This window comes from Candidatus Methanodesulfokora washburnensis, assembly GCF_003947435.1.
In the GTDB taxonomy this organism is placed as follows: domain Archaea; phylum Korarchaeota; class Korarchaeia; order Korarchaeales; family Korarchaeaceae; genus Methanodesulfokora; species Methanodesulfokora washburnensis.
Genome location: NZ_RCOS01000110.1, coordinates 1 through 10,167, shown reverse-complemented (window position 1 = coordinate 10,167; position 10,167 = coordinate 1). Strand labels below are relative to the sequence as shown.

The window sequence follows — 10,167 nt, the reverse complement described above, 5'->3', positions numbered from 1 at the left end:
GCGAGAAGCTTAAAAAATCAGGTATTGTTATTATATATAGACATATCCAAATGGCATAGTTAGTTTTTTGTAATTCATTTCTTTGTTATTTTATGCAAATCAATCTTTTATTTAAACGTTTCCTTCAAAAATTCTGTTGTAAAATTGGTGTGTTTTCCCCTTAAAAGAAGGGAGGTTCTGAGGTTTTTAAGGGATATTCTCAATGGGCTTTGCTTTTTTGACAATTGAGAATCAGGTTTTAGCTCTGTCCATATTTTTATACCTTTTAATTTCGTTTTGTTGGATATGTCTCTCAATATTACATATTTATATACTTTTATCATTGGGATCACCTTTCTTTTTATTATCTATTAATCCTAGTCTTCTAAATAGGGATAGTTCTGCTAAAAGATATTTAGCCCATTCTATGTCCATTTTCTCGAATTCTTCCATCGTTTTTCTGTATTCACTCATTGGAATCACCTTTTTCCTCAGCAGGGGGCATCAACAACTCAGAGGGTATCACAATATTGTATTTCCTGAGAAATTCTTCGGCATCTTCCTTGCACAGGAAGTTTTTCAGGGTGGCCCTCTCATATTCCGTAAGTTCTCCCTGCAATCTCTTGATTATCAGGTTTATGATAGCCCTTTTTACAGGGTAGTCTTTGGATTTCCTGAAGAGATCGAGGAGCGTGTTGAGATACCATCTATCTAGGATTAGCTCCCATCTCTTTACTGCTTCCTCACTTTCCTCTGTAACTTTAGCCCATGAATAGTCCCTCATTTCACCTTCATTCTTGGATTGGCCTAAGGATACTAGGGGTTCGGCAAATTCAGGGATAGCAGGGCCTTTCTCTTTGGCCTTTTCCTTCTTTTTCTTGGTTTTTCCTTTCATCATCATTTGACCCCCTATGGAATTATAGGGGTCTCCTATATAAACTTATCGGGGAAGGACAAGGAGAAGGCTTCTGGAGTGGAAAGGAGGAGTGGAAAGGAGGGGTTTTCCTCTGGATGTTTTATAGATGCTAAATGTATATATAAACTTTTCGAAAAACTTTAAGGAGGGTATAAGAGAATAGAATATTTAGAAAAACTCGCCCCCCCCCTTTTTGAACATTTCTTTAGGGGTATCTATATACGGCCGGAGTAGAATGGACGAGTTATCTATTCTCTATACACCTATATTATCTATTTTCTTATATTATACGGCCTATATCCCTATCCTTCTCCTGTTACCTATTGACCCCCCAAGAAAAAATGTTCAAAAAGGGGGGGGTCGGATTTCTCTAAATATTTCACTTGATTGAATGGATTCCCTACTGATTTTATAAATCGGTTTTGAACATTGAGCGTAATGTTTTTATTTTGACCCTTACCTAGTCGAGTATGGATCTCCTAGATTATATCGAGGATCGTTCTTCTAAGTATTTTTCTGCCGGAAAGAACATTAGAGATCCGAGATACTTTGATCTTAGCTTCATCCCAGAATCCATTTACTTAAGAGAAGAAGCAGATGACATAATCAAGGCCATCTCCTTCTATCTTGGCTCAAAACTGCGACCACACTTGAACGTTCAAGGGGGCAAAGGCTCAGGAAAGACCACAACTGTAAAGTTCCTTCTTTCTAATATTCTAAGTTTGCAGGAGAAAAAAGGCAACATAAAAAAGGAGGACTATCAGGTGTTTTACATCTCATGCAGAGAGAATCCTACGTCCTATAAAATATATTCTGCTATAACAGGGCAAAAAATAGGAGACCCGAACCTAGTAGAAGCGTTCATTGATACTTTAAACGCCAAAAAATACACCTTCCTCGTTCTCGATGAGGCTGACTTTTTAAGAGATGTAAAGCCCTATAATCCTGCCTCAGATTATAGACAAAAGGATGCCGATGCCATATTTACTGTTACTCGCAATACTCATGCATTCTTGATAACCATAGCCCAGAATGTTCAGTTTTTTGATCAACTAGATCCTGCTACTCAGAGTTCATTTCTTCCCATTCATGTGATCTTTAGGCCTTATAGAAAGGAAGAGCTGTTTCATATAATGAAAGACAGGGCTGAAAAGGGTTTGTATCGCTATTCCTTGAGCATAATAGAGAAAATGGCTGAAGAAATAGCAGAAAATTATCTTGGAGATGCAAGAATTGCGATACGTGCTCTGATGTTCATGGGGGACGAGTGGCTAGACGAGCTAGTTCCGGAAGCAATAAGAAGTGCTGTTCGCTCTGTTGTAGTTGATTCAATAAAAAACTTAAGCGATAAAGAGGTTTACCTGCTTTCGCTGATTCCTGACTACGAGGTCAAGGCCTCTGAGCTATATAAAGAATTCACAAAGAAGTATAAAGTCGCTAAGGCCACCTTCTTTTCGATGCTGGCGTATTTGCAGGCTCAGGGGTTAATAATGCTTCTGAGGGGAAGGGGAAGAGGTGGCTCTACCTGTCAATTGATTGTCGATCCCTCTTATGTTAAAGAAGCTAAAAACAAAAGGGAGGAAAGAGAGGAATATTAACGCCTAAAGGGAGTGATTATATGTCCAGAGTAGCTCTCAGTCTCCTGCTTTGCTATTATGCTATCCTAGATGCCATAATATTTTCTGCCTTCCCTGATCCTGCTGTCTGGGCTTGCATCATTCTGTTTGAGGTATATGCTCTATGCTTCAATGAACTGATAGATATAGCTATCAGGATGCACTCAAGAACTAAGGGGGGTTAATTGCTTAGGGAGGTTAGTTACTAATGGGGGGTATTAGTTGATGGATAACCTGAAAGATCCTAAGGTCTTCCATCTTGCTTACATTCCTGATAGCATCAAACTGAGGGATGAGGCCAATTGGATAGCTACTGCCTTGATAAACCACATTGACAGGAATATGATCGAATACATCTATTTAGCAGGATTAACAGGATCAGGTAAAACTGTAACCGTGAGATATTTGACAAACAAGATGAAGGAATACGCTAAGGAGAAGGGAATTGAGCTTCCCATATTCTACATTCCTTGTTACGTTTACAATAGCTACTCAGCTTTAAGAGTGATTACTGACAGTCCTCAGGGCACTTCTTGGTCTCTTTTAGTTGAGAGGGCAATAAAGAAGATAAGTGGAAAGAAGACTGTGGTTATCCTAGATGATATAGATAAGCTATCGGACACCAGATTTTACAGGCCAAAATGGGCCACAGATGACCCATGCTACACAGATAGATGTGCTCCAAAAAGGCGTCCCTCAAAACCCCCTCTGGTTAAGGCAATTCCTGAGATCCTGTATCTGCTGTTTGAGAACACGGATGCCTCAGTTATCTTCATCTCAGATGCTCCGTTATGGTTGGAAACCCTTGATCCAGATTTCATAGGGACATACATGCCTGAGAGACTTTTCTTTCCACCATACACTTCTGCTGACCTTTACTCCATACTCAAACAGAGAGCTGAATTGGGATTGCACAGCTACGATGAAAAAGGCTTGGAATACATAGCGAATTTTGTCGCTAGGTTCTATCATGGAAATGCAGGAATAGCCATCAGGGCATTGTATTATGCAGGCTCTAAGAACAAGTGGGAAAAGGAGGAAATAGAGAGGTTTTTCAGATTATCACAATCAATCGAAAAAGCTTAAATACTAATACCCCCTATTTTAAAGGCTGGTAATCGCATTGCCAATGAGTATATAAAGGGCTGGTCATCAGACTGCCAAAGAAAAGTTTATATTTATCTTTTTCCAAAAAATATCGATTAAATCATCCCTTTACTTTTAGATCCTTCCTTACAGAAGAACATCACCTTGGTGCATTAAAACACCACCTTTTGGATCTTCCCGTAACGGGATAAATACACTCCTTCGGGGGATTAAAACACTCATCATATCACCTCTTTGGCCGATTAAAACACGCTGGGAGGCATAGTCCCTGTGGCATCATTAAAGCACTCATCAAAACATTCCATCATGATCCCCCCACGAGAAGGGCCATCACCTTGTGTCCTGCCTTCCTCATAAGAACACCAATAAAATCACAAGTAGCTTTTTGGCTTTCTTGGATGTGCTGGTCTTGGTGTTACTATGGGGGGCAAAGCTCTAGGGGGGACAGGTCTCGGAGTAACTAACGGATTCACTCTATCTCTTCTATATCTGTTCTTACCCATACTATCTTCCCCCTCTGGTTGGCTCTGGCTATTGATAAAGAGCTTACCCTTTTGGGCAATATCTCTAGCAATGCTCTTCCTTTATCTGTAAGTCTATAAATAGGATCGACTAATCCTTCCTCTTTCATCCTGTGCAGAATTCCATTGATGCTCTCCTCTTTTCTTATCAGGCCTACCCTCTCAAGCTCCTGCTGTATTATCCTTTTTGCATCCTCTCTTAACCCACCTTCAAAATTTCTCAAGGCCCTAAGAGCAAAATACTTTGTTATACCACACTTCATATTCTCACCATCAAGGTTTATATCTGAAGGGAGGCATATCCTGTTGATCAATACACCACACCATATATCACCTGCCCAATTAAGACACGGGATTTCCCACCATTTTACCTCCCATTAAAACATCGGCACGATCCAGACCCCCTATTAAAACACTTCTCATGGTATCTCCTCTGTTGTTTCTTCTTTTTCTTTTTTAAGCTCCTCTGATAGCATTTGCTGGTATTCAGCTTCCTCTTTCGATATTTTTCTCCACTCCTTCGCCACATAAAATGTTCCATCAGGGGTTACCCTTATGTCCTTGAAATCATCCCCCATTGCCTTCCATGCCTTCGCTATCTGGTAGGCTGTTGTTCCAAACATAAAGGCTAGCTTCTCGACATCTATTTCCCCCTCTTTCCTTATCACATCCACCATCTTGTTTAATGTCCCAAAATCTACCTCTTTAGTTTGTGTCCTCGTCTTTTGCTTCGGCATTTTTCACCATCTCCCTTAATTTTTCCATAAAGTCTGGATCTGCCTCTGCTCCCTGATATACCACGTTCACAAACATGATGAATAAAGCAGAGATGCAGTCGTTTAACGTCTCCCCCTGAAATATCTCGTTTATCGCATAGACTAGCCTCTCCACTTTCTCGCTGTTTGACCTACTTATGACAGTCATCCAGAATTCATCATCCCCTAGTATCATCGGGGCCACCTTCGCAATTAAGTCAAGCTTTTTCACTTCCTCAGGGGTCAATTCTTTCATACCATCCCCCCTTTTTTCTTATTTTGGGTTGCCACTCCCTCTTCGGAAATGGATACTCCCTCCATCTTCTTGTCGGTGGCCATTTTCTCCATTCCTTCGGAAGATTTTCTCCCCACATCCTCTTACCCCTGTATCACAGGTTTAACTAACGGGACAGCTGGCCAATAATAGCCACAAAGGCCTTTGTCTGTGGAATTAACAAATCTATTTTTCATGATGCACCATCCGTCCTCTTTCCTGTTTGGTATCCTTCTTTTCAAAAGCCTGAACCACCTACAATACCTGCATTCCACCACGCTCATATTCTCACTCCTCTTCCTCTGCCTTCTTAACCCCCTCTATTAAAAGCCCTTTTATCTCCTCTAGCTTCCCCAGACCGTTGTCTGCTTTTTTCAGCCCTATTCCTATCCACTCAGGTTTCTTCTTTGTCATCTTATCACTCTCTCCATCTTGGGTGTAGAAGGCCTAGTTTTTACAGCTGGCCCTTTCGGTGAAGCAGGTGTAACATCGGATACAGGCTTTATTCTTGGAAATAGCTTCTCCTTCTGCTCAGGTGTGCTCTCAGGTGTTTTTCTCACATATATCTCTAATTTTGTCTTCTTTCTCCCATCCTTTAAGTTCTGTGTTATCAGCTTTATCCCCTCTACTTTGCATCCGTGCTGATCTTGGAATATACCTGCTAACGTTACTGCCTTGTGAACGGGGTCTTTTCCTGCGGCGACTATCTTTACCCTATCATCCCCTTCCCTAAACAAAATTGTCCATACGGCTCTCACATAATCCCTTATGGGTTTTTCACCTATTATAACTTTTTTTAATTCGGTTTTCTCATTCTTTTTCACAACACCATCTGCCATATTTTGATCCCCTCAGATTGAGGGGGGTCTTCTATATAAACTTAATGAAACCGTTGCTATATGGCCATATTTTTTGAAAGCAGGTGTGATATATCACACCTTATCACATCTTGATGTAACACATCCATTAATTTAGATGTGCTACCTCTGTTTCAGGTGCGATCTAACCCTGTTAAGTATTCTTTCTGTGGCTATCTCCTTTTTCCTTATCTCTTTTTCTATCCTTCTCCTTTTATTTTCCTCTTTCAGGAAATATCTTGCATCTCCCATCTTATCACCTTATTCCAAAAATATAGGAGGTGTGATATGTGATACCCATATCACACATCCATTAGTTTAGATGTGTTACCTCAAAGCTTTGGAATAGAAATAGACTACTAGGATCAGGTCTAGGATATACCACACAGGAATAACCACGTTTCCTATCTGAAAATAGCCTAGCATCTTCGCTGTGTAATCAGAAGGTGTTATCATCCTTCCTGCTAGAACAAAGTAGGATACATCCTCTAAAAGACAGATCAAAAAGAAGTTTCCTAGACCCATGTCAAAGGCCTTCCAATTCATAAAAGGAATGAGAGGGCCAAAGGCCACTAAAATATACAATGCTGTGGTGAAAATCAGGTTGTATAGAGAGACGGGGATCACAGCTTCGCCTATCCTCACTCCTTCGAATGGGATAGATATTGTGCGAAACACTCTTTCCCAATTTATCCATAGCTCCACTTGGGCATACATCACGGCAAATATTGCTGAAATTATGGCTGAAATCTCATAGGCTCTCTTTTCAGGCATTTTGACGGGGCAATACATAATCTCACTTTCCCCCCATTTTCTTATAAAGCTTTTCTACACTTTCCGGAGGGATGAGCGATAGATACCACACCACCTTGCACTTGACATCCTTCCTATCAATAACTTCATAAAAGTCGTTGTGATCTCCTTTGGTAACAATAGTGTTACCCTGAATCGATATTACTCTATGTGTTATGCTGTGGTTCATATACCTGAAGGCTATTATATCCCCTTCTTTAATAGTCTCGTCCCTGCATAAGCCTATTGCTAACGGGCCTACTGTCGGATACATCGAGAATCCTACCATCAATATTATGTCCTGCATCGATAGGAGGCTTAGCAGGAATAACAGCACCAGAATACTCACCTTCATCAGCTTCATAATCTCCCCCCAATCTCATCATAAGCTGGATCTCCCTTATCCTTAGCTCTAACTCGGTTATTCTATGCTCTATCATGAGCAAAAGGCCGATGACTGTAATATAAGCTAAAAATTCAAATGCGTCCATCTACATCCCCCTCTTGACCATTAGGATCAGCAATACTAAAAGCAGGATCACAGCTACTATAAGCCATCTCCTCGCGCGCGCAATATATTGTGTCGCTCAGGTTAAGGAGTGAAAGCATACTCATCCCTCTCCCTGAATCCTGTTATCAGGAAGTTTAGGGCCTTTAAATCATCTATGAATTTCTCTGCCTCTTCTCTGTCTTTCAGGAAAAATCTAGCTATTTTCTTTTCTCCACTCACTATTACCTCGATGTATCCCTCTCCCTGCTTTAGGCTCACTATGAAAAATGGGATTTTCTTCTGCTTGACATAAGTTGTCAAACCCTCAGCTAATGAGCTTATCACTAAATCCTGCAATTTCTTGGCCATATTATCACCTTATCCTCTCATTTACTAGGCTTTCAGGTAATCCCTTTACTCTGGCTATCTTGAACGGGGATATGAGGTTTGGATGGTTTATCTCTGCATTTCTCCCTGCATTTCCTGTAAAGCACAGTATAAGTATCCTCTGTCCTGCATATTTCTTCCACTCCATAAGCTCCTCATATAGGCTTTTGTCTCTCTTTTTCCAATACTCCTCTTCCTGTGGTGTAGGCTCTAAGAATTCTATCTCATACCACATGGGCATCATTGTTCTTATGTAATCTGTATTATGTTTGGGGCACACTACTGCGATCTCGAATCTCTCTGTATTAAAGTCCCCCAGATGGAATGGGATTTCGAAATCACACTCCCCAAAGGTGCTGAAAAAACATTTCGCCACATATATATCACACATAGGTATCCCCCTCCCATAATTCATCTGACACATCACAAATACCCCGACAGATCCTCAACTTTCCTCTCTGCTTTCTTCTTCCTATTTCCTTTTTTAGCTGTCTGAAGTCTTATCAGTCTAGTTACCTCAATATCGAATACCTCTTTAGTCATTACCCATCTGTTTCCCTCTTTATCCATGAACGGCACTATTCCCTCTAAGTAATGCCTTCTCTCTATAAGAAGTCTCCATAGATCCTCTGCTGGCTTATCAAGTCTATCCTCCAGCTCTTTTAAGAGAACCTTCCCCCTCTCATCTACTATCTGGGTTATTTTTCTGATTATCTCTTCCTCGTCTCCCTCTTCTGAATTCCCCTCATCATGCTGTAATACGCTTCCTTTATCTCCTGCCATATCAGTTTCACTAGCTCCCTGATGTATCCCATCCTTCCTCTCTTCCTCTGTTCCAGAATCTCCTTCACTACTGACTTCCTCTGCTGAACGAAATCCTTTATTGCATAGGCTATCTGTTCCGGTGTCCCCTCTATCACTTCCTCTCCTTCCGGTGTTGTATATCTCTTCGGTTTCTTTCTCCTTTTCAGCATCACTTCCGACATACGAAATTGAGAACTCGTTGCTTATAATCATTTTTGATCACCTTTTGCTAGCAGGTCTGCCACCTGCTCTGCACTCTTTACTCTGTTTTCTACCCTGCTCTGCCTCACAAGATCTATCAGTTTGTCTATTTTTTCTATCATCTCAAGTCCTTTGGTTGTAAGCCATAGAACATTTCCCTCTTCTACCATTAGTCCTTCCTTTTTTAGCTGTGCTACCCTGTTCTCTGCACTTCCCCCCCTCGTCATTCTGAATGCATCTTCTTTACCCAAAACCTGCATTGCATGAGACATCAGATCCGAAAGTCCCTCTGTCAGGGTCTTTCCATTACAAGATTTCATTATCAAATACGTCAATATAGTTGTTCCGACTACCGACTTTCTCACATCTATCCCCCAATAATAGGGGGGTTGTTTCTATATAAAGTTACTGCTTGAACCTTACCCTCTCCCTGAAGGTTAGGATCTTCTTTTCACCATCTATATTTATTATCACGGAAATATCTCTCCTGTCCACCTTGATCTCTGCAATTCCTCTCTTCATAACGACAAAATACCTTCCATTCACGTAAAAAATGTCTCCCTTTAACCCTAACTTCTCAATAATCTCCTGAATCATCCTTCCCTAACCTCTTTAACAATTGACAGGATGGATGCTACTGTAATCAATGAGGCTACTATGAAGGCATCAGGATCGCTTTCACCTGCTATGTCCATAAGCCTTTTCACTAAATCGGTTGTATGCACGGGATCACAACTTCTGTGGCACATCGCATATATCTCCCCTATTTTGGCATCGCTCAGATAAGCAGGTATCTTATCGCTTTCCACTACCCCATAGGGTAACCCATAGGTTTCTATGCTTTCTGCTAGCTCCATATACTTCCTTCTAATTCTCTCTATCCACTTCTTTCTCTTCGCTACTGTTACCAATAGGGTAACTGCCAAAATATAGGCAATGAATAGCAGGATTGTTGTCTCCATATCATCCCCTTATTGAGGCTAGATATTTAAGCCCTCTCTCACTTAATCTATACCTTCTTCTCTGCCCATCCTTCACAACAATGATGAGTCCTTCCTGCTCAGCTTCCTTTAACGCTTCCCTGATCATGTCATCTAGCCTCTGGTTTCTTGATAGTTTCATGATGTAGTGCATTTTCCCTTTAAAAGGCTCTTTCTGGATCAGGTCAAGAACCATCGCCTTTACATCCATCCTGATCCTGCTAAAATTTGAAAAAAGGATTAATATAAATTTGATTTTTCAAAAAAGATTGAAAGATTATTTAAAAAAGAGAGATCACGGTCTTCCAAATATCCTTCTTATCCCTCTCTTAACTCTCTCCCATAAGCTCGGTGCTGGTGCTGGGGCAGGTGGTGCTGTCGGTGGAGGTGCTGGGGGTGGTGGAGGTGGCGTTGGTGGTGGTGCTGGTGGTCTTGGTGGGGCTGTTGGAGGTGGTCTGGGTGGTGGAGTAGGTGGTGCTGGTGGTGGC

At 41.1% G+C, this 10,167-nt stretch carries 26 protein-coding genes; 4 read left to right on the top strand and 22 right to left on the bottom strand.

Annotation, left to right across the window (positions count from 1 at the left end; translation table 11 throughout):
- Positions 1-107 precede the first annotated feature (107 nt).
- The 3 genes from D6D85_RS09210 to D6D85_RS09205 are packed head-to-tail and all read right to left on the bottom strand — an operon-like array spanning position 108 to position 877.
- Positions 108-323 carry a hypothetical protein gene (locus tag D6D85_RS09210; RefSeq protein ID WP_125671762.1) on the bottom strand — a complete coding sequence of 72 codons (216 nt, stop codon included), beginning with the start codon at positions 321-323 and terminating at the stop codon, positions 108-110.
- On the bottom strand, positions 307-453 hold the full coding sequence (locus tag D6D85_RS16355) for a hypothetical protein (protein WP_161969800.1): 147 nt from the start codon (positions 451-453) through the stop codon (positions 307-309). The genes D6D85_RS09210 and D6D85_RS16355 overlap by 17 nt, the downstream gene beginning before the upstream one ends.
- On the bottom strand, positions 446-877 hold the full coding sequence (locus tag D6D85_RS09205; RefSeq protein WP_125671761.1) for a hypothetical protein: 432 nt from the start codon (positions 875-877) through the stop codon (positions 446-448). Before D6D85_RS09205 ends, D6D85_RS16355 begins: the two co-directional genes overlap by 8 nt.
- 488 nt (positions 878-1,365) lie before the next feature.
- On the opposite strand from D6D85_RS09205, the gene D6D85_RS09200 reads away from it, so the two are divergent.
- The 3 genes from D6D85_RS09200 to D6D85_RS09190 are packed head-to-tail and all read left to right on the top strand — an operon-like array spanning position 1,366 to position 3,597.
- A complete protein-coding gene (locus tag D6D85_RS09200) occupies positions 1,366-2,493 on the top strand; it encodes a Cdc6/Cdc18 family protein (RefSeq protein ID WP_125671760.1) in 1,128 nt (375 codons plus the stop codon).
- 20 nt (positions 2,494-2,513) lie between these two features.
- On the top strand, positions 2,514-2,696 hold the full coding sequence (locus D6D85_RS09195; protein WP_125671759.1) for a hypothetical protein: 183 nt from the start codon (positions 2,514-2,516) through the stop codon (positions 2,694-2,696).
- A gap of 40 nt (positions 2,697-2,736) precedes the next feature.
- On the top strand, positions 2,737-3,597 hold the full coding sequence (locus D6D85_RS09190; RefSeq protein ID WP_125671758.1) for a Cdc6/Cdc18 family protein: 861 nt from the start codon (positions 2,737-2,739) through the stop codon (positions 3,595-3,597).
- 490 nt (positions 3,598-4,087) lie between these two features.
- Here the strand turns inward: D6D85_RS09190 and D6D85_RS09185 are convergent, their stop codons facing one another.
- The 19 genes from D6D85_RS09185 to D6D85_RS09115 all read right to left on the bottom strand — a co-directional run bounded on the left by D6D85_RS09185 (position 4,088) and on the right by D6D85_RS09115 (position 9,890).
- Positions 4,088-4,402 (bottom strand): hypothetical protein, encoded by a 315-nt coding sequence (locus D6D85_RS09185; protein WP_125671757.1) that lies wholly within the window; start codon positions 4,400-4,402, stop codon positions 4,088-4,090.
- 156 nt (positions 4,403-4,558) lie between these two features.
- A complete protein-coding gene (locus tag D6D85_RS09180) occupies positions 4,559-4,876 on the bottom strand; it encodes a hypothetical protein (protein ID WP_125671756.1) in 318 nt (105 codons plus the stop codon).
- The gene (locus D6D85_RS09175) at positions 4,845-5,150 is read right to left on the bottom strand and encodes a hypothetical protein (protein WP_125671755.1); all 306 of its coding nucleotides are present in this window, start codon (positions 5,148-5,150) and stop codon (positions 4,845-4,847) included. The genes D6D85_RS09180 and D6D85_RS09175 overlap by 32 nt, the downstream gene beginning before the upstream one ends.
- A complete protein-coding gene (locus tag D6D85_RS16350) occupies positions 5,131-5,268 on the bottom strand; it encodes a hypothetical protein (protein WP_161969799.1) in 138 nt (45 codons plus the stop codon). The genes D6D85_RS09175 and D6D85_RS16350 overlap by 20 nt, the downstream gene beginning before the upstream one ends.
- Before the next feature lie 4 nt (positions 5,269-5,272).
- Positions 5,273-5,452, bottom strand: coding sequence for a hypothetical protein (locus D6D85_RS09170; protein ID WP_125671754.1), 180 nt, complete (start codon positions 5,450-5,452; stop codon positions 5,273-5,275).
- 4 nt (positions 5,453-5,456) lie between these two features.
- Positions 5,457-5,582 (bottom strand): hypothetical protein, encoded by a 126-nt coding sequence (locus tag D6D85_RS17050; protein WP_272914435.1) that lies wholly within the window; start codon positions 5,580-5,582, stop codon positions 5,457-5,459.
- Positions 5,579-6,007 carry a hypothetical protein gene (locus tag D6D85_RS09165; RefSeq protein WP_125671753.1) on the bottom strand — a complete coding sequence of 143 codons (429 nt, stop codon included), beginning with the start codon at positions 6,005-6,007 and terminating at the stop codon, positions 5,579-5,581. The genes D6D85_RS17050 and D6D85_RS09165 overlap by 4 nt, the downstream gene beginning before the upstream one ends.
- Before the next feature lie 141 nt (positions 6,008-6,148).
- The gene (locus D6D85_RS17045) at positions 6,149-6,277 is read right to left on the bottom strand and encodes a hypothetical protein (RefSeq protein WP_272914434.1); all 129 of its coding nucleotides are present in this window, start codon (positions 6,275-6,277) and stop codon (positions 6,149-6,151) included.
- 75 nt (positions 6,278-6,352) lie between these two features.
- Positions 6,353-6,817, bottom strand: coding sequence for a hypothetical protein (locus D6D85_RS09160; protein ID WP_125671752.1), 465 nt, complete (start codon positions 6,815-6,817; stop codon positions 6,353-6,355).
- Positions 6,818-6,821: 4 nt separating this feature from the next.
- Positions 6,822-7,181, bottom strand: a complete 360-nt coding sequence (locus D6D85_RS09155) for a hypothetical protein (protein WP_125671751.1) — start codon at positions 7,179-7,181, stop codon at positions 6,822-6,824.
- Between the two features lie 113 nt (positions 7,182-7,294).
- A complete protein-coding gene (locus tag D6D85_RS17040) occupies positions 7,295-7,426 on the bottom strand; it encodes a hypothetical protein (protein WP_272914433.1) in 132 nt (43 codons plus the stop codon).
- Complete coding sequence (locus tag D6D85_RS09150) at positions 7,410-7,676, bottom strand: hypothetical protein (protein ID WP_125671750.1); 267 nt, start codon at positions 7,674-7,676, stop codon at positions 7,410-7,412. The genes D6D85_RS17040 and D6D85_RS09150 overlap by 17 nt, the downstream gene beginning before the upstream one ends.
- A gap of 4 nt (positions 7,677-7,680) precedes the next feature.
- Positions 7,681-8,085 carry a hypothetical protein gene (locus D6D85_RS09145; RefSeq protein WP_125671749.1) on the bottom strand — a complete coding sequence of 135 codons (405 nt, stop codon included), beginning with the start codon at positions 8,083-8,085 and terminating at the stop codon, positions 7,681-7,683.
- A gap of 32 nt (positions 8,086-8,117) precedes the next feature.
- The gene (locus tag D6D85_RS09140) at positions 8,118-8,477 is read right to left on the bottom strand and encodes a hypothetical protein (RefSeq protein WP_125671748.1); all 360 of its coding nucleotides are present in this window, start codon (positions 8,475-8,477) and stop codon (positions 8,118-8,120) included.
- The gene (locus D6D85_RS09135) at positions 8,405-8,680 is read right to left on the bottom strand and encodes a hypothetical protein (RefSeq protein ID WP_125671747.1); all 276 of its coding nucleotides are present in this window, start codon (positions 8,678-8,680) and stop codon (positions 8,405-8,407) included. Before D6D85_RS09135 ends, D6D85_RS09140 begins: the two co-directional genes overlap by 73 nt.
- A gap of 27 nt (positions 8,681-8,707) precedes the next feature.
- Positions 8,708-9,064 carry a hypothetical protein gene (locus D6D85_RS09130; RefSeq protein ID WP_125671746.1) on the bottom strand — a complete coding sequence of 119 codons (357 nt, stop codon included), beginning with the start codon at positions 9,062-9,064 and terminating at the stop codon, positions 8,708-8,710.
- Positions 9,065-9,104: 40 nt separating this feature from the next.
- Complete coding sequence (locus D6D85_RS09125; protein ID WP_125671745.1) at positions 9,105-9,296, bottom strand: hypothetical protein; 192 nt, start codon at positions 9,294-9,296, stop codon at positions 9,105-9,107.
- Complete coding sequence (locus tag D6D85_RS09120; RefSeq protein ID WP_125671744.1) at positions 9,293-9,661, bottom strand: hypothetical protein; 369 nt, start codon at positions 9,659-9,661, stop codon at positions 9,293-9,295. The genes D6D85_RS09125 and D6D85_RS09120 overlap by 4 nt, the downstream gene beginning before the upstream one ends.
- 1 nt (position 9,662) lies before the next feature.
- Positions 9,663-9,890, bottom strand: coding sequence for a hypothetical protein (locus D6D85_RS09115; RefSeq protein WP_125671743.1), 228 nt, complete (start codon positions 9,888-9,890; stop codon positions 9,663-9,665).
- Between the two features lie 58 nt (positions 9,891-9,948).
- Between D6D85_RS09115 and D6D85_RS16695 the strand changes: the two genes are divergently transcribed.
- Positions 9,949-10,167, top strand: a 219-nt coding sequence (locus D6D85_RS16695; RefSeq protein WP_373695745.1) for a hypothetical protein, incomplete at its 3' end; no start/stop codon positions are given.